Origin of the sequence: Allobosea sp. 2KB_26 (assembly GCF_052115715.1) — a bacterium.
GTDB lineage: Bacteria > Pseudomonadota > Alphaproteobacteria > Rhizobiales > Beijerinckiaceae > Allobosea.
Window position 1 is genome coordinate 436,689 of the sequence record NZ_JBFRHE010000004.1, and the last position, 15,887, is coordinate 452,575.

Annotated in this window: 16 protein-coding genes; 3 read left to right on the top strand and 13 right to left on the bottom strand. The window is 65.2% G+C overall.

Features of this window, described 5'->3' with window-relative positions; genetic code table 11:
* Positions 1-3: 3 nt before the first annotated feature.
* Genes AB4099_RS15470 through AB4099_RS15490 form a run of 5 tightly spaced genes read right to left on the bottom strand, consistent with a single transcriptional unit; the run spans position 4 to position 4,786 of the window.
* A complete protein-coding gene (locus tag AB4099_RS15470) occupies positions 4-1,122 on the bottom strand; it encodes a mandelate racemase/muconate lactonizing enzyme family protein (RefSeq protein ID WP_441478699.1) in 1,119 nt (372 codons plus the stop codon).
* A 44-nt stretch (positions 1,123-1,166) separates the two neighbouring features.
* Positions 1,167-2,180, bottom strand: a complete 1,014-nt coding sequence (locus tag AB4099_RS15475; RefSeq protein ID WP_113517005.1) for a TRAP transporter substrate-binding protein — start codon at positions 2,178-2,180, stop codon at positions 1,167-1,169.
* Positions 2,181-2,212: 32 nt separating this feature from the next.
* Positions 2,213-3,496 carry a TRAP transporter large permease gene (locus AB4099_RS15480; protein WP_113517006.1) on the bottom strand — a complete coding sequence of 428 codons (1,284 nt, stop codon included), beginning with the start codon at positions 3,494-3,496 and terminating at the stop codon, positions 2,213-2,215.
* Positions 3,493-4,038 carry a TRAP transporter small permease gene (locus tag AB4099_RS15485; RefSeq protein ID WP_441478700.1) on the bottom strand — a complete coding sequence of 182 codons (546 nt, stop codon included), beginning with the start codon at positions 4,036-4,038 and terminating at the stop codon, positions 3,493-3,495. Before AB4099_RS15485 ends, AB4099_RS15480 begins: the two co-directional genes overlap by 4 nt.
* Complete coding sequence (locus AB4099_RS15490) at positions 3,998-4,786, bottom strand: FadR/GntR family transcriptional regulator (RefSeq protein ID WP_113517007.1); 789 nt, start codon at positions 4,784-4,786, stop codon at positions 3,998-4,000. The genes AB4099_RS15485 and AB4099_RS15490 overlap by 41 nt, the downstream gene beginning before the upstream one ends.
* A 207-nt stretch (positions 4,787-4,993) precedes the next feature.
* Between AB4099_RS15490 and AB4099_RS15495 the strand changes: the two genes are divergently transcribed.
* Positions 4,994-5,278 (top strand): acylphosphatase, encoded by a 285-nt coding sequence (locus AB4099_RS15495; RefSeq protein WP_441478701.1) that lies wholly within the window; start codon positions 4,994-4,996, stop codon positions 5,276-5,278.
* A gap of 137 nt (positions 5,279-5,415) precedes the next feature.
* Here AB4099_RS15495 and AB4099_RS15500 read toward each other — a convergent pair whose 3' ends face one another.
* From AB4099_RS15500 to AB4099_RS15525, 6 genes are all read right to left on the bottom strand, one after another.
* Complete coding sequence (locus AB4099_RS15500; protein ID WP_441478702.1) at positions 5,416-6,324, bottom strand: MurR/RpiR family transcriptional regulator; 909 nt, start codon at positions 6,322-6,324, stop codon at positions 5,416-5,418.
* A gap of 71 nt (positions 6,325-6,395) precedes the next feature.
* Positions 6,396-7,364, bottom strand: a complete 969-nt coding sequence (locus tag AB4099_RS15505) for an ABC transporter ATP-binding protein (protein WP_441478703.1) — start codon at positions 7,362-7,364, stop codon at positions 6,396-6,398.
* Complete coding sequence (locus AB4099_RS15510; RefSeq protein ID WP_441478704.1) at positions 7,361-8,353, bottom strand: ABC transporter ATP-binding protein; 993 nt, start codon at positions 8,351-8,353, stop codon at positions 7,361-7,363. The genes AB4099_RS15505 and AB4099_RS15510 overlap by 4 nt, the downstream gene beginning before the upstream one ends.
* Before the next feature lies 1 nt (position 8,354).
* Complete coding sequence (locus AB4099_RS15515; RefSeq protein ID WP_113517011.1) at positions 8,355-9,215, bottom strand: ABC transporter permease; 861 nt, start codon at positions 9,213-9,215, stop codon at positions 8,355-8,357.
* On the bottom strand, positions 9,212-10,153 hold the full coding sequence (locus AB4099_RS15520; protein ID WP_069878112.1) for an ABC transporter permease: 942 nt from the start codon (positions 10,151-10,153) through the stop codon (positions 9,212-9,214). The genes AB4099_RS15515 and AB4099_RS15520 overlap by 4 nt, the downstream gene beginning before the upstream one ends.
* Positions 10,154-10,232: 79 nt before the next feature.
* The gene (locus tag AB4099_RS15525) at positions 10,233-11,798 is read right to left on the bottom strand and encodes an ABC transporter substrate-binding protein (protein WP_441478705.1); all 1,566 of its coding nucleotides are present in this window, start codon (positions 11,796-11,798) and stop codon (positions 10,233-10,235) included.
* A gap of 180 nt (positions 11,799-11,978) precedes the next feature.
* On the opposite strand from AB4099_RS15525, the gene AB4099_RS15530 reads away from it, so the two are divergent.
* Positions 11,979-13,130, top strand: a complete 1,152-nt coding sequence (locus AB4099_RS15530) for an amidohydrolase/deacetylase family metallohydrolase (RefSeq protein WP_441478706.1) — start codon at positions 11,979-11,981, stop codon at positions 13,128-13,130.
* Positions 13,131-13,455: 325 nt separating this feature from the next.
* Positions 13,456-13,764 carry a hypothetical protein gene (locus tag AB4099_RS15535; protein WP_113517014.1) on the top strand — a complete coding sequence of 103 codons (309 nt, stop codon included), beginning with the start codon at positions 13,456-13,458 and terminating at the stop codon, positions 13,762-13,764.
* A gap of 7 nt (positions 13,765-13,771) precedes the next feature.
* Here AB4099_RS15535 and AB4099_RS15540 read toward each other — a convergent pair whose 3' ends face one another.
* Both AB4099_RS15540 and AB4099_RS15545 read right to left on the bottom strand, forming a co-directional pair.
* Entirely contained in the window at positions 13,772-14,929 is a 1,158-nt protein-coding gene (locus AB4099_RS15540; RefSeq protein WP_441478707.1) for a glycosyltransferase, read from the bottom strand.
* 29 nt (positions 14,930-14,958) lie between these two features.
* A complete protein-coding gene (locus AB4099_RS15545; protein ID WP_113517016.1) occupies positions 14,959-15,579 on the bottom strand; it encodes a MarR family winged helix-turn-helix transcriptional regulator in 621 nt (206 codons plus the stop codon).
* Positions 15,580-15,887 lie beyond the last annotated feature (308 nt).

Here is a 15,887-nt window from a genome sequence, read left to right on the forward strand (position 1 = left end):
TTCTCAAGCGAGCGGCTTGGCGTAGCGGGTGAGGGCCTCGGCGGTCGGCGTCGTACCGGCGCCGGGCTGCTGGGGTCTTAGGAAATAGCCATCGGCGACATTGGCGGGCTCGACGAAGGCATCCTTGATCCAGGGAATGTACTCGAGGATCGGCGTCGCCTGATGCCAGTAGGCGAGATGGACATGGACCTGGCTCATCTCGCCAGCATGGGGCGCGACCGGCAGGCGGCTGGCGAGGGCAAGCTCCGCGACCTGGATGTACTCGGTGATGCCGCCGAGACGGGTCACGTCGGGCTGGACGTAGTGGATGGCGTCAGCCGTGACGAAGGCGCGGAAGGCGTCGAGCGAATAGAGCTGCTCCCCGAGCGCGATCGGTATCGAGGTCGCTTTCGCCAGCGCGGCATGCGAGCCGACATCGTCATACCAGAGCGGCTCCTCGAACCAGAAGATGTCGAGCGCCTCGGCCCGCGCGCAGAAGCGCTTGCAGGTCGGCAGATCCCATTTGCCGTTGCCGTCAATCGCGAGTGCGATCTCGTCGCCAATGGCACGCCGCACGGCTTCCAGCCGGGCGATGTCCGTGCCGGGGTCGGAATGGCCGACCTTGACCTTGAGACGCCGGAAGCCGTCACGTTCGACCGCCATGCGGCAGCCTTCGACAAGCTCGTCCCGCGGGATCGAAAGCCAGCCGATATCGGTGTTGTAGGCTTCGAGCTTCGGCTTGGTTGCGCCGCCGAGCAGGTGCCAGAGCGGTACGCCGGCCGCCTTCGCCTTGAGGTCCCAGAGCGCGACATCGACCGCGGCGAGCGCGAGCTGGGTGATCCCGGCGCGTCCGACCCACTGCAGGGCAGGGTGGCGGGCGAGCTTCAGCCAGAGCCGCGTGATCTCGGACGCATCCTCGCCGATCAGCAGCGGCGCGTAGCAGTCGCGGATGCAGGAGGTGATCAGCCGGTCGGAGGCGAGATCGGCATGGGTGCCGGTGAAACCGTAGCCTTCGAGGCCGTCCTCGGTGACGATCTTCGCGCCGACGACGCCCCAATGGCTGATGCGGTGGGTCGAGTCGGCAATCGAGCCGCCCGTCACCGGGATGTGCAGGATGAAGGGTTCGATGCGGGTGATGCGCATGGCGGTAGCCCCGGAGCTGCTGCGGCGCTCCGGGGCTCTCCTGATCAGTTGGTGCCGCGGATCTTGGTGAGATCGGCCTTGAGACGGTCGATCGTCTCCTTGCCGATCGTGGCCTCGTGGCGCTGGTAAACCGCCGCGGTGGCCTCGCGCATCTTGGTCAGTTCGTCGGCGGAAACATCCGAAACCTGCATGCCCTGATTCTTCAGGTTCGCCATCGACGCGTCGTTGAGCGTGCGCGAGACGCGGCGCTCCTCGTCGCGGCCGACGGTCGAGCACTCGTTCAGGATTGCCTGTTCTTCGGCGGAGAGCTGGTCCCAGAGCTTCTTGGAATAGAGCACCAGGAACGGGGTATAGGCGTGGCGCGTCATCGTCAGGTATTTCTGGACCTCGTAGAGCTTCGAGGTGTCGATCGTGACGAGCGGGTTCTCCTGGCCGTCGATCGCATGCGTCTCCAGCGCCGCGAAAACCTCACCGAACGCCATCGGCGTGGCATTGGCGCCCATGCTCTTGAAGCTGTCGAGGAAGATGTTGTTCTGCATCACGCGGACCTTGAGCCCGGTGAGCTCTTCCGCCTTGGAGACGGCGCGCTTCGAGTTCGTCAGGTTGCGGAAGCCGTTTTCCCAGTAGGAGAGGTTGACGACGCCGAAGGCAGGCAGCTTGTCGGAGATGTACTTGCCGAAGGCTCCGTCGAGGACTGCATCGGCCTCCTTCTCATTGGTGAAGAGGAACGGCAGGTCGAAGACGCCGAGCGCGGGCATGATGCCGACCAGCGGCGAGGAGGAGGTGATGACCATCTCCTGCGTGCCGGCGCGCAGCGCCTGCGTCGCCTGCAGGTCGCCGCCGAGCGCGCCGCCCCAGAAGCCCTGGAGCTTCAGCTTGCCGCCGGACTTTTCAGTCATGCAGGCGCGCATCTTGGCGACGCCGTTGCCGACCGGGTGGTCCTCGTTGATGCCGTTGGAAACGCGGATATTGCGTTCCTTGATCTGCGCCTGGGCGGACCCTGCTAGCGCTGCAAGTGCGACGCCGGCGAGGATGGAGACGAGACGTGAGCTCAGCATGGGCTTTCTCCCTGATTGCCTTGGTTTTTGGATTAGCGGCCGCTCAGCCAGGCCAGCGGAACGGTCACGAGTTGCGGGAACAGGATCAGCAGGAACATCGCGATGGTCTGGGCGACCAGGAATGGCCAGACGCCGCGGATCACCAGCGTCATCGGAATGCGGGCCACGCCACAGACCACGTTGAGCACGATGCCGACCGGCGGAGTGATCAGGCCGATGGCGTTGTTGATGATGAAGAGCACGCCGAAATAGATCGGGTCGATGCCCGCCTGCTTGATCACCGGCATCAAGACCGGTGTCAGGATCAGCACTGTCGGCGTGAAGTCGAGCGCAGTGCCGACCACCATGACCAGCAGCATGATGACGATCATCAGGACCGTCTTGTTGTCCATGAAGGGCTCGAGCACGCTCGACAGCTCGGCCGGGATATTGGCCTGGGTGATGAGCCAGGCCGAGACGACGGCCGCGGCGACCAGCAGCATGACTGCGCTCGTCGTCTTGGCTGCGGTCAACGCCACCCTATAGAGGTCGCGCGGCTTGAGCTCGCGATAGACGAACATGCCGACGACGAGCGCGTAGACGGTCGCGACCACGGCCGCCTCGGTCGGCGTGACGATGCCGAAGCGAATGCCGCCGAGGATTGCGAGTGGCATCAGCAGGGCAAGCGAACCGTCCCAGGTCGCCTTCAGGCGCTCGGCGCCGCTGCGCCGTGGCAGGACCGTGATCTTGTCGTGGCGGCAGACGATGAACCAGGCGATCACCAGCGACAGGCCAATCAGCAGCCCCGGAAAGACACCCGCGAGGAAGAGCTTCGTGATCGAGAGATTGGCGGCGACGCCGAAGACGATGAAGCCGATCGAGGGCGGGATGATCGGGGCGATGATGCCGCCGGATGCGATCAGACCGGCCGAGCGACCGGTGTCGTAGCCGGCTTGGCGCATCATCGGCAGCAGGATCGAAGCGAGTGCCGCGGTATCGGCCGCAGCCGAGCCTGACAGCGAGGCCATGATGATGGAGGCGAAGATCGCGACATAACCCAGGCCGCCATGGAGATGGCCGACCAGCGAGAGCGCGAAATTGACGATGCGCTTTGACAGGCCGCCGGCATTCATCAGCTCGCCGGCGAGCAGGAAGAACGGGATCGCAAGGAGCTGGAACGAATCCGCGCCGACGATCATGTTCTGGGCGATGATCTGGGTGTCGAAGACGCCGAGCCAGAGCATCAACGCGACCGCGCAGACGATCAGCGCAAACGCGATCGGCATGCCGAGCGCCATCGCCCCGCAGAGCGAGAGAAGGAAGATGGTGATCGTCATTCGAGGTGGCCCTTCAGGTCATGCGAAGGGTTACCGCTGTAGTCGCCAGCAAACTCAGCCAGTTCGAACTCGCCGAGTTTTCCCGTCAGGGCACGAACGAGCCGGGCAAGCGTGATGAATCCGATGCCAAAGCCGGCGAAATACAGCACACCATAGACATAGCCCATGCTCAGCCCGGTGACCGGCGCGACCGCAGTAGCGTTGATCTCGTGCTGCTTCCAGGTTCCGTCGAGCAGCATCACGCAGCAGGCCAGGATGAAGGCGTCGCTGATGATCATGCAGATCAGCCGGCCCTGGCGGCCAAGCGCGCCAACCAGCGTGTCGACGCCGAGATGACCATTCTCGCGCATCACCACGACGGCGCCGATATAGGTCAGCCAGACGAAGAAATAGCGCGATAGCTCCTCGGACAGGTCGAGGCCGGAGTTGAAGGCGTAGCGCAGGACGACATTGCCAAAGACCATCACGACCATCCCGCCAAGCAGGATGACCAGGACAGCCTCAAGCCCCCGTAGGATCCATCTTTCGGTTTTGGCGAGCATGGTGCGTTTCCCGTGAGTTTCTTGTTCTCTCGCCCCGTTCCGTGACGGAGGCCGTCCGTCCGGGGGCGAGGTCGATATCGGCCTGGGCCACTTTCAGCAGCGCGATCATGCTCTCGCGTGCCTGCTCGGGCCTGCGCGCGGTGATCGCTGATGCGACATGGCGGTGGATCGCAACGGAGGCCTGGGCCCGCTCGTGGTCGTGCATCGATAGCCGGAACGAGGCTTTCAGTACGGCGTGCAGGATCGGCTTGAGCTGGAGCAGCAGACTGTTCCCGGACGCCTCCAGAATCGCTTCGTGGAAGCGAAAATCCGCCGCCTCGTGCTCCGCTTTGCCCGGAGCGCTCGCCATCCCCTCCAGCGCGGCCGTGACGGCCTCGATCTGAACGGGAGTGCCGCGCTCGGCGGCGAAGGCCGCTGCCGCGGGTTCGATCATGCTGCGCAGCTCGAGAAGATCGCGCTCGAACCCGCTCGCCATGTCGGCATCGGTGATCCAGTCCATCACCTGAGGGTCGAGCAGCCGCCACGATGACATCGGCTGGATGCGCGAGCCGACGCGGGGCCCCGTCGTGATCAGTCCGAGCGCCTGTAGGGTCTTCGTCGCTTCGCGGATCACCGTGCGGCTGACGGCGAATTGGGTGGCAAGCTCGTCTTCCCGCGGCAAGGCCCCGTCGTTGCCGATCTGGCCTCCGACGATCATGCGGCCAAGGCGGTCGACCAGATGCGAATGGAAATTGGAGGGGCGTGCCATAATATGATCATATCATCATATGATTGATTGACGCGCAAGCCATCGGTCGCGAGCCCGCAACGGCATTGCGAGGATGCGTCGTCGAAGGGCGTCCGGTAGTATGGGCATGTCCGTTCGCCCGGCTGCGATGGCCAGCCTGCGGGAGCGATCTTTGAGCGGTGCGGTACCCGCGCGGTGATCGCGGGGGCGCAAGGCACGGGAAGGGACATGAAGCTTCACCTGATCATCTCGGGCCGCGTTCAGGGCGTTGGCTATCGGCAGTGGTTCTGTGAGCGTGCACGCGCTGCGGGTGCGGTCGGCTGGGTGAGAAACCGGGCCGACGGCACGGTGGAGGCCGTGGTCTCGGGGCCGTCCGACATCATTGAGATGCTAGCCGCGGATGCCTTTGTTGGACCGCCTGGAGCCGGCGTCCGTCACATCGATCGGAGCGAGGCTGATGCCTCGCACCTCGGCGTTCCCGGCCGGGGCTTCGCCATCGCACCCAGCATCTGAACGGGCGATGGGCAAGGTGCCAGGAGGAGAACGAGGTCAGGCCCGGCGACGGGCGGGGCTCCCGCGCCGGTCGCCCGCCATTGGGGGATCGGACTCGAAGAGGCCGGCCCTGGCAGAGCTCGCCCCGGCCCCCTCGATCAGTCCTGTGGACCGGCGTTCGGGTCGGAGTCCAGCATCTGGCGCCAGCCCGCATGCAGCACTGACGGGTCTTCACGGTCGACGCTGTAATGGCGCAGGACGTGCTGCACGTCGTTCATGCGGCCGATCAACTGCGGGCCCTCACGCAGGCCGACGAGGATCATCAGCACTTCGATGGCGATGAGCTGGACCACATAGGCATCCGTCCCGACCAGCATTGCGGTGTCGTGCGGAACATCCAGGGGCAGCGCGACATCGGCGAGTTGAGCAAGCGGCGTGCCGCCTTGCGCGAGCGCGATGATCGTTGCGCCGCGGGCCTTGCCGACCTCGACGGCGCGCAGCAATGCCGGCATACGGCCGACGAAGGAGATTGCGACCAGCACATCCTCCGAGGTCAGCGTTGCCGCCGCGACGAGCTGGAAATGCGCGTCGGAGAAGGCATTGGCGTTCAGGCCGAGGCGGAACAGCCGCGCCTGCAGATCCTGCGCCAGGAAATGCGATGTAGCGCCGGTGCCGAGGCAATCGATCCGCCGCGCCTTGCTGATCGCCGCCGCGGCGCGGTCGAGATCGAGCGGGTCGATGCGGCGTTGCCATTCGGCGAGCACGGTCGTGATGCTGCCCGTGACGTTGCGCAGTACGTCGCTCGCCGTCTCCCCCATCCGCACGGAGCGATGCAGGAATGGCGCGCCCAGCGCCACCGCACCGGCGAGCTTCAGCTTGAGGTCCCTCAGGCCCTGGCAGCCGACCAGCCGGGCAAAGCGCACGATTGTCGGCGCACTCACTCCGGCGCGTGCCGCGATATCCTCGACATTCGCCTTCACCACCCATTCGACTTCGTCGAGGAACAGGCGCGCCACTCTCTGCTGACTCTCGGACATCGCGCCGAGCCCCTGCCGAATGGAGCTCATGATGTCGGAGGCGCCAATCGAATCGTCAGGGCCGCTGGGGCGGCCGGCTGCGTCAGCAGGGACGATGTCTGTCATGCGCTCGGACTGTGGCTGATATCGAAATGACAGGCAAACTGATGTTCTGGCCCTGTCTCGCGCAAGGCCGGGACCTCCTTGGCGCAACGCTCCGTCGCGTGCAGGCAGCGGGTGCGGAAGACGCAGCCCGAGGGCGGTGCGAGTGGGGACGGGATGTCGCCGGTCAGCATGCGCTCCCGCGGTGGTGCGTCCGGGTCGGGCCTCGGCGAGGCGGCGATCAGCGCCCGCGTATAGGGATGGCGCGGATGGCGGGCGACCTGCTCCGTCGTGCCGATTTCCATGATGCGGCCGAGATAGAGCACGGCGATCCGGTCGCACATCAACTCGACGACGTCGAGATCATGCGAGATGAACAGCATGGCCAGGCCGAGCCGGCGCCGCAGGTCCTGCATCAGGTTCAGCACTTGCGCCTGCACCGAGACATCAAGGGCCGAGACCGGCTCGTCGGCGATGATCAGCCTCGGCTCGACGGCGAGCGCCCGCGCGATGCCGATGCGCTGCCGCTGCCCGCCGGAAAACTCGTGGGGGTAGCGCTCCATATGTGCGGCGGGAAGGCCGACGAGTTCGAGTAGTTCGGCAATTCGGGCTTTGCGTGCGGCCCCGCGCGCAAGGCCGTGGGCATCGAGCGCCTCGCCGACGATGCTGCTGACCCGCAGCCGTGGATTGAGGCTGGCATAGGGGTCCTGGAACACCATCTGCGCCTGGCGGCGGAACTGCCCCAAACGGCGTTCCGGCGCTGCCGTGATGTCCTGTCCTTCGAAGCGGATCTGACCTGCCGACGCATCGATCAGGCGCAGCGCAAGCCGGCCGATCGTGCTCTTGCCTGATCCGGATTCGCCGACCAGCCCGAGCGCTTCGCCGCGCCCCAGCGAGAAGCTGACATCGTTGACGGCGCGCACCAGGTGGGGCGCCTTGCCGAAATTCTTGGAAAGACCTGCAATGGTGAGGAGCGGTTCCGTGCTCATGCAAGCTCCCTCCAGCGCAGGCAGCGTGTTTGCCGCCCCGCATCACTCTCCAGCATGGGTGCCTCGACGGAGCAGGCAGACGTTGCATCAGTGCAGCGCGGCGCAAAGGCGCAACCGCGCTCGACGCGCGAGACCTGGCCCGGAATCGAGCGCACGACGCGCCGACCGCTTGCGTCCTGGATCGCGCGCGACGGCATGCACTCGAGCAGGGCACGCGTATAGGGGTGGCGCGGGGCGTTGAAGAGGTCCCGAACCGGCGCGCTTTCGACCACTTCGCCCGCATACATCACCGTCACGCGGTCGGCGATCTCGGCGACGACGCCGAGATTATGCGTGATGAAGAGCACGCCCATTCCAAGCTCGCGCCGCAGCCGGTCGAGCAGCGTCAGCACCTGTGCCTGGATGGTGACGTCGAGCGCCGTGGTCGGCTCGTCGGCGATCAGCAGGGCGGGCCGGCAGGAGAGCGCGAGCGCGATCATGACGCGCTGACGCATGCCGCCCGACATGTGATGCGGATAGTCCGAGGCGCGGCGCGCGGCATCCGGGATTTCGACGAGGCCAAGCATCTCGACGGCGTGCGCCCAGGCCTTGCGCCGGTCATAGCCGAGATGCAGCCGCACTGCCTCGGCGATCTGCTCGCCGACGGTCAGCACGGGGTTCAGGCTGGTCATCGGCTCCTGGAAGATCATCGCGATCTCGGCGCCGCGCAGCGCCTGCATGGTCGCCCGGGGCGCGGTCGCGAGATCGATCGTATCGCCGGAGCGGCGGCGGAACAGGATGCGGCCCTGCGAGACCCGCCCCGCCGGGCGCGGCAGCAGGCCCATGGTAGCGAAACTCGTCACTGACTTGCCGGAGCCGGACTCGCCGACCACGGCGACGGTTTCGTTCTCCGAGATCTGCAGTGACACGCCGCGCACCGGCGTCACCTCGCCCTCCTCGGTGCGGAAGGAGACGGCGAGATCTTCGATGGCGAGAAGGGGCGCGGTCATCTCACAGCGCCTTTCTGAGCTTGGGGTCGAGCATGTCGCGCAGGCCGTCGCCGACGATTTGCAGCGAGAGTGCGACCAGCACGATCGCGACACCGGGAAATCCGACGACCCAGAATGCGTCTTCGGCATATTGCTGGCCCGACGCGATCATCGTGCCCCAGGTCGGCGTCTCCGGCGGCACGCCAGCGCCGAGGAAGGACAGCCCGGCCTCGGCAAGGACCGCATAGGCGAAGATGAAGGTCGCCTGCACCAGGAGGGGCGACGCGACGTTGAGCAGCACATGCACGAAGAGGATGCGCCAGATCGAGACGCCGAGCGCGCGGGCCGCCTCGACGAAGGGCAGTTCTCGCACCACCAGCGTCGAGGCGCGGATCACGCGGACGACGCGCGGCGTGTAGACGATGGCGAGCGCCAGCACGACATTTCCCGCAGAGGCCCCGAGCACCGCGACGAGGAAGATGGCGAGCAGGATGTCGGGCAGCGACATCAGCGCATCGACCAGGCGCATGATCACGGCATCGGCGCGCTTGAAATAGCCGGCGACGAGGCCGAGAGCAGCGCCGATCGAGATCGAGATCACGACGACCGCAAGCCCGATTCCCAGCGAGGCGCGGGCTCCCCAGATCACCCGCGAGAAGACGTCGCGGCCGAGTTCGTCGGTGCCGAACCAGTTCACCTCGCCGGGCGGGCGCAAGCGCCTGGCCATGCGCATCGAGGCAGGATCGAACGGGGATAGCCAGGGCGCCAGCAAGGCGAGCGCGAAGGCAATCACAAGGATCACGGCTGCAAGCAGCACCAGCTTGCGGCGGAAGAGCCGGCGCAGGAACAGAAGTGTCGGAGCTGAGGTCACGACGGAGCTCATTGGCGCACCCGCGGGTCGACGAGGGTGTAGATCACATCGATCGCCAGGTTGATCAGTGCGTAGATCGCCGCGACCGCCAGAAGCGCGCCCTGGATCACGGGATAATCGCGGCGCAGCACCGCCGACACGACGAGATTGCCGACGCCGGGCAGGCCGAACACGGTTTCGGTGACGATCGCGCCGCCGATCAGCAGGGCAAGCGTCAGGCCGAGCACGGTGATGATCGGGACGAGCGCATTGCCGAAGGCGTGGCGCAGCACCACGCGCAGTTCCGAGATGCCCTTCGCCCGTGCCGTCCGCACGAAATCGGCATCGAGCACATCGAGCATGCTGGCGCGGGTGAAGCGCGTGATGAGAGCGGAGTTGACGACGCCGAGCACGGCCGATGGCAGAAACAGATGCTGGAGCCGCTCGAAGAAGGAGGCGTCGGGCGCGCCATAGCCGGCAACGGGGAACCAGCCGAAACGCACGGCGAAGAGCTGGATGAAGATCAGGCCGAGCCAGAAGCTCGGGATATTGGCGGCAAGCATGGCAAGCCCGCTGACCGCCTGGTCGATGGGGCGGCCACGCCAGACCGCAGAGGCGATGCCGGCCGGGATGCCGATCGCCGCGGCGATGGCGAGCGAGAACATCGCGAGGAAGAAAGTCGGCTCGGCGCGCTGCAGCAGCGCCTGGGTCACGGGCTGCTGCAGGAAGATCGACTGGCCGAGATTGCCGGTCGCACATTCCTTCAGCCAGAGCACGAATTGCAGCAGGAGCGGCTTGTCGAGCCCGTAAGCCTCGCGCAGGCGCGCCACATCCTCCGGCGTCGCCTGATCGCCGAGCATCAGGGCCGCGGGGTCGCCGGGCGCCAGCCGCGTCAGGAAAAAGACCAGCGCGGCAACGAGAAAGAGGACCAGCAGCAGGCCGGCGAGGCGACGTCCGATATGTGCGAGCACCGGATGCGCTCCTTTCGCGGGAAGCGGATAAGACTGTGGCGGGGCGCGCGAACGCACCCCGCCACATCAGCCTTGCGCATTACTTGGCGAGAGCGACGTTCCAGAAGGACGGCCACGGCATCGCCGCATAGCCGGACATCTTCGGCGAGGCGCCTGCCAGTGCGGCGAAGTTGCCGGCACGGATATAGGGCACCTCGTCATAGACGACCTGCTGGACCTTGCCCCAGAGCGCGCCGCGCTTCGCCGGATCGGGCTCGTTGTTGAAGGCGTTGAGTGCGGCCTCCTTGGCCGGGCTCGACCACCACCCCGGAGCGCCTTCGCCGAGCTGTGGCGGAGACAGCATCGGCTCGGGCAGGAAGGCCGAGTGGGTGATGTAGATGTCCCACAGCGCCGGGTCGCCGCGGCGCTGGACCAAGGTGGCCCAGTCCACGACATCGAGCTGGACCTTGAAACCGGCCGCCTTGAGCTGCTCGGCCATCACCAGCGCCATGCGGTGATGGAAATCATACTGCTTCGAGTTGAGGATACGGATCGGCGTTCCGTCATATTTGGCATCGGCCAGCAGCTTCTTGGCGCCGGCGACGTCCGGCTTGCTGTACTTGTCCTTGCCGGCCTCCGAATAGAACGGCGAGCCCTTCGGGAAATGCTCGGCCGCAAGCGCGAAGAACTTCGGCTCGCCAAACCCGGCCATCATCACCTCTTCGAGGTCGAGCGCCATCTGGAAGGCCTGGCGGACCTTCCGGTCAGCCATCGGCCCCTGCTTGGTGTTGGTCGGAAAATACGGGAAGCCGAAGGGCATGGTCAGCACGGGGCGCGTGCCGCTCGCGGCCGAGACCTTCTTGTAGCTCTCGACCGGCAGCTGGTCGGCGAAGTGATACTGGCCGGCGATGGCGCCTTCGACGCGGGTATTGGCGCTCGGCACCGGGATGAAGCGCAACTCGTCGATCTTGGCTTCACGCTTGCCGGCATAGCCGGAGGCCGGCTCGCTGCGCGAGGCGTAGCCATCATGCTTCACCAGCACGACGAACTGGTCCGGCTTGCGCTCGCGGAATTTGTAGGGGCCGGTGCCGATGAATTCGGTCAGCGGGGTGGCGATCGATTCCTTCGCCATGATCGCGGCAAATCCTGAGGGCAGCGCCAGATGGGCGAGCAGTGCCGGCTCGACCTTGCTGAGCTGGATCTCGACGGTCGACGGGCTCTTGGCGGTCAGGCTCGTGATGCTCTTCGCCAGGCCCTTGCCGCGCGGCGTCATCTCGAGCCAGCGCTTCAGGGAGGCGACGACGTCCTCGGAATCCAGGTCGCGGCCGTTATGCAGCTTCACGCCCTTGCGCAGCTCGATCGTGTAGGTCTTGCCGTCCGCGGACACCGTCGGCAGTGCCGCCGCCAGCATCGGCTGGGTCGCCCAGTTCGCATCGAAGGTGAACAGCGGCTCGTAGACATGCTGCATGATCGTTCCGACCAGATCCGCGGTCGACGCCATCGGATCGAGCGACTGCGGCTCGCCGACCATGGCGAGATTGGCGCTGGATGCGCTCTGGGCCATGGCCGCCATCGGCATCAGCGCGGCCGAGGCACCAAGGGCCGCTGCCAGGATGCCCAGTCCGCGCCGGGTGACAGAATTCTGATTGTGATCGCGGTTCCGCATTGGCCTCTCCCTGCCGTTCGCGTTGCCTATTGTGAGGGTGGTGAAAATTTATTACGCAAATAGCATCTGTCAATCGTCAAATTTCATGCTGCATAGCAATATGTGGATGAATTTGCGCCGAAGCGATTGATGTTTCTATCTGGCCCTGTAATTAAATTCCATATGACCCAGGGGTAACCAATGTCCTCTCTCGATCTGGTTCTGCGCGGCGGGCGGGTTGCCGACCCCGGCCAGGGCATCGATGCGGTTCTCGATATCGGTATCGCGGACGGGCGCATTGCAGCCTTGGCACCGCGCCTGGACGCGCCGCAGATCCACGATGTTTCCGGCCGGATCGTCACACCCGGCCTGATCGACCTGCACACCCATGTCTATTGGGGCGGGACGTCGCTGGGTGTCGACCCGCTGATCCTCGCGCGCCGCGGCTGCACCACGCTCGTCGACACCGGCAGTGCCGGGGCCGGAAATTTCGATGGCTTCCGCAGGCATGTCATCGACACCTGCCCTGTGCGGATCATCGCCTATCTCAACATCTCCTTCGCCGGCATCTACGCGTTCTCGAAGACCATCATGGTCGGTGAGAGCGGTGACCAGCGACTGCTGGCTCCGATCGACACCCTCGCAGTCGCCGAGGCCAATCGCGATGTGCTTGCAGGTCTGAAGGTGCGCGTCGGCCATCACGCCTCAGGCTCTGCCGGCCTCGTCCCGCTCGAAATCGCGCGCCAGACGGCAGAGCGCCTCGACATGCGCATGATGGTGCATATCGATCATCCTCCTCCGACTCTTGAGCAGGTACTCGCCCTGATGCGTCCCGGCGATGTGCTGACCCATTGCTTCCGGCCTTTCCCGAACTCGCCCGTGACGCGGGATGGCGGCGTGCTGCCGGCCGTCAGCGCGGCGCGCGAGCGCGGCATCATCTTCGATATCGGCCATGGCATGGGCTCGTTCTCCTTCGACGTCGCCCGCACGATGCTCGCCAATGGCTTTGCGCCGGACACGATCTCCAGCGACGTCCACGCCTTGTGTATTGAGGGGCCGGCCTTCGATCTGACGACGACGATGTCAAAGTTCCTCTGCCTCGGCATGCCGCTGGGCGAGGTCATCAGGCGCGTGACGGTCAATGCGGCGCAGGCGATTGAGCGTCCGGAGTTGGGTACGCTCGCCCCGGGGACGATCGCCGACATCTCGATCCTGTCGCTGGAGGCCGGGGCCTTCGACTATATCGATTCGACCGGTGCGATCCTGCAGGGCACTGAGCGCCTGACGGCGGCGGGAATCGTGATCGGCGGCCGCTTCTTGGAGGCTTCCGAAGGGGCGAGGCAGGCGGGTTGAGGCATCACGCCTCGAGATGGGGCACGGCCCCGGCCTTCGGGCTGTTTGCGGGTGAGCTGGCGCTGCTGAGTCGCGCCGCTGGCCTGATGCCGCGGGCGACAGGCCCGCGGCGGTCCATCGCCTATGCTTCCCAGGAGGTTGATCGCGAGGCCTTTCCGGCTCTGGCGAGCCAAGGGGCTTGCGGAATGACGCCCGGCACTTTCTTTCCTCAATGAAACGGTAGTATAGTTCTGCATTCTGCATCCGATGGCGGCCGGATGCAGGATTTTCTACTCGCGGTAGTAATAGGTCCGGTTCTGCCGGCCAGACGGAAAGGCCGGCAGCCATGATGAGAGGAACTGAACCGCTCGAAGTCTGGGAGATCATTTCCTCTCCAGCCGGCTATGCGGCCCTGCAATACGCAGCCGAGCAGGGAGATCCTCCTCTCGAGCCTTTGGTCACACTCATCGAAGAAACCTGCGCAACTTGGTTATCCTGCGACCCCGATACCCATCTCAAGCGCATTCACAGGATGGTGGCGCGACTGATGATGGCCGATGGCTGGCAGGAGGCCGGCGTGAAGCCAATGCGGCGTGGGCGCCTGATCACCGAGGCCATGACCTTCCAGCGCGGCCCTGACCAGATGGTCCAATAGCCTCGCTTCAGCTGGCCTCGACCCAGGGCATCTCCGTCCCCGTGGGATCGCCCTGTGCCACCAATCTCTCGATCAGGCGCATCTGGCGGTCGAGGCAGCTTTCGAGTTCGAACCTCGCCTGCACCGTAGCGCGTGCCGCGCGGCGCAGGCCCTCGAACTCGCCCTGCCGTTCAAGCGCCTGTACGATCGTGGCGGCCAGGGCCGGCACGTCGTGAAACGCAGCGAGCAGCCCGTTGCGGCGGTCGGTGATCACCTCCTGGACCGGCGGTGTGCGCGAGCCGACGACCAGGCAGCCGCAAGCCATCGCTTCCAGCAGGGACCAGGAGAGCACGAAGGGCACAGTCAGATAGGCATGAGCCGCTGAGACCTGGAACAGCTGCCGCAACTCCTGATGTGCCAGCCAGGAGATGTGAACGAGGCGCTCGCCAAGGCGGGTTTCCTGCAGCATCGCATCTCGCCAGAGCCGCCCATCCGGGCGCGGACGGCCATAGCCGGCGCCGTCCCCGCCGACGACGATGAAGCGGGCCTCGGGTCTTGCCTGTGCGACCAGCGCGGCGGCGCGCATGAATTGCGGATAGCCGCGATAGGGATCGAGGTCGCGGGCAGCGAAGGTGACGATCTCGTCGCCGGCGCGAATCACGTTGCCATCGGGCAGCGTGAAACGGGCCTCCGCATTCGGCCGGCATTGCTGCGTATCGATGCCGTCATGGCAGATCGCGATCCGGTCCCGGATGCTGGCAGGGTATTGCCGGTGCTGCCAGCGCGTCGGGGTATAGGCGGCGTCAATGGCCTGCAGGGTCAGGAGTTGCGCGGCATTGCGCATTCTCAGCCGCATGCGCTCCGCGTCCGTCGCTTCGTCCGCGGGTTCGAAATCAAAATCCGAGTCCCGATCGTTGTAGTAATACTCGCAATAGCCGAGCACCGGCGTGGCTGGCAGCGCGTCCTTCGCGAAGAGTAGCCCACCCCAGCCGGTATGGCCGATGATGACGTCCGGTCGTTCATGGCGTGGCAGTCGCCGTAGGACGGAAGCCACGGCTTCGCCCGTCCTGACGTGATACTCCGTCGCGGCGAGGCTGGGGCTCGCCGTCACGGGTCCGCTGACTGTGTAGAGAAGCTGGCGCAGTCCGGGACGGACGGCCTCCGCATGTTCCGTGACCAGCGTCACCTCGGCGCCTTCGCCGAGGAGGCGTCCGATCAGGTGAGCGAATTGACCAGATCCTGAACGATGAACGAATAAGACGCGCATGACGCCAGCAGAACCCCTCCATAGCGCAGGGCGTCGCTCCAGAGCTGCTCGAGACGCCGCAAGGTGTCGTAGGTCGTCCGCATATCCGGCTCGACATCGAGATCCTGGCTCGGGCCGAACTGATTGCTCTCATCGAGCTGCTTGAGTCGTTCGACCAGAAGCTGGCCCTTGGGGGACAGCGAGATTCGGGCAAGCCGCCGGTCACGCGGCGAGGCGCCGCGCTCGAGATAGCCGCTCTCGACCAGCTGCTTGAGGTTATAGGAGGCGTTCGAGCCGAGATAATAGCCGCGGTCGAGCAGGTCGCGCACCGCGATCTCCCCAGTGCCGATCGTCAGCAGCACCATCACCTGCGAGGGCGAAACATCATCGACGCCCAGCCTGGTCAGCTCCAGGCGCAGATAGTCGAGAAAGCGCCGGTGGACCCTGTCGATCAGGCGGGCGAGGTCGAGCTGGGTGACGGTGCTCCGCGAAATTCCATTGTCCGAATCAGTTCTCCGCTCTGGCCGGCCGGGCTGGCCGTTGACTGCGGCACCCAGGAACTGGGCGCCGTATTGCGGTTTCGAATGCATTCTCTACTCCGCCTGGTTTGAAAATGGGCACCCCGCCCGAAGAAAACCCCTTCTGGAGTGGAATAGCCTATACGCAAAGCACATGCCATCGACGATATGTGGAAACTAAGATTGTAGCAATTTTTTGATATGTATAAACTGTTTCAAAATTCAAAGTATTGCGTTTTTTGGCCATATTCCTCTTTAATAATCGAAGATATTCGATTCTTAGTCTGTCATCATAACGACACTCCTAGCGCAACATGCTAGTAATCGATCGTGTCCCTTCTAGCGATATTTCGTGGTTGATGGTTGGCCGTCACCCCAGC

What these genes read in the sequence shown, in the direction of transcription:
- AB4099_RS15470 (WP_441478699.1), bottom strand. Translation starts at nt 1,122, where the DNA reads ATGCGCATCACCCGCATCGAACCCTTCATCCTGCACATCCCGGTGACG.
- AB4099_RS15475 (WP_113517005.1), bottom strand. Translation starts at nt 2,180, where the DNA reads ATGCTGAGCTCACGTCTCGTCTCCATCCTCGCCGGCGTCGCACTTGCA.
- AB4099_RS15480 (WP_113517006.1), bottom strand. Translation starts at nt 3,496, where the DNA reads ATGACGATCACCATCTTCCTTCTCTCGCTCTGCGGGGCGATGGCGCTC.
- AB4099_RS15485 (WP_441478700.1), bottom strand. Translation starts at nt 4,038, where the DNA reads ATGCTCGCCAAAACCGAAAGATGGATCCTACGGGGGCTTGAGGCTGTC.
- AB4099_RS15490 (WP_113517007.1), bottom strand. Translation starts at nt 4,786, where the DNA reads ATGGCACGCCCCTCCAATTTCCATTCGCATCTGGTCGACCGCCTTGGC.
- AB4099_RS15495 (WP_441478701.1), top strand. Translation starts at nt 4,994, where the DNA reads ATGAAGCTTCACCTGATCATCTCGGGCCGCGTTCAGGGCGTTGGCTAT.
- AB4099_RS15500 (WP_441478702.1), bottom strand. Translation starts at nt 6,324, where the DNA reads ATGAGCTCCATTCGGCAGGGGCTCGGCGCGATGTCCGAGAGTCAGCAG.
- AB4099_RS15505 (WP_441478703.1), bottom strand. Translation starts at nt 7,364, where the DNA reads ATGAGCACGGAACCGCTCCTCACCATTGCAGGTCTTTCCAAGAATTTC.
- AB4099_RS15510 (WP_441478704.1), bottom strand. Translation starts at nt 8,353, where the DNA reads ATGACCGCGCCCCTTCTCGCCATCGAAGATCTCGCCGTCTCCTTCCGC.
- AB4099_RS15515 (WP_113517011.1), bottom strand. Translation starts at nt 9,215, where the DNA reads ATGAGCTCCGTCGTGACCTCAGCTCCGACACTTCTGTTCCTGCGCCGG.
- AB4099_RS15525 (WP_441478705.1), bottom strand. Translation starts at nt 11,798, where the DNA reads ATGCGGAACCGCGATCACAATCAGAATTCTGTCACCCGGCGCGGACTG.
- AB4099_RS15530 (WP_441478706.1), top strand. Translation starts at nt 11,979, where the DNA reads ATGTCCTCTCTCGATCTGGTTCTGCGCGGCGGGCGGGTTGCCGACCCC.
- AB4099_RS15535 (WP_113517014.1), top strand. Translation starts at nt 13,456, where the DNA reads ATGATGAGAGGAACTGAACCGCTCGAAGTCTGGGAGATCATTTCCTCT.
- AB4099_RS15545 (WP_113517016.1), bottom strand. Translation starts at nt 15,579, where the DNA reads ATGCATTCGAAACCGCAATACGGCGCCCAGTTCCTGGGTGCCGCAGTC.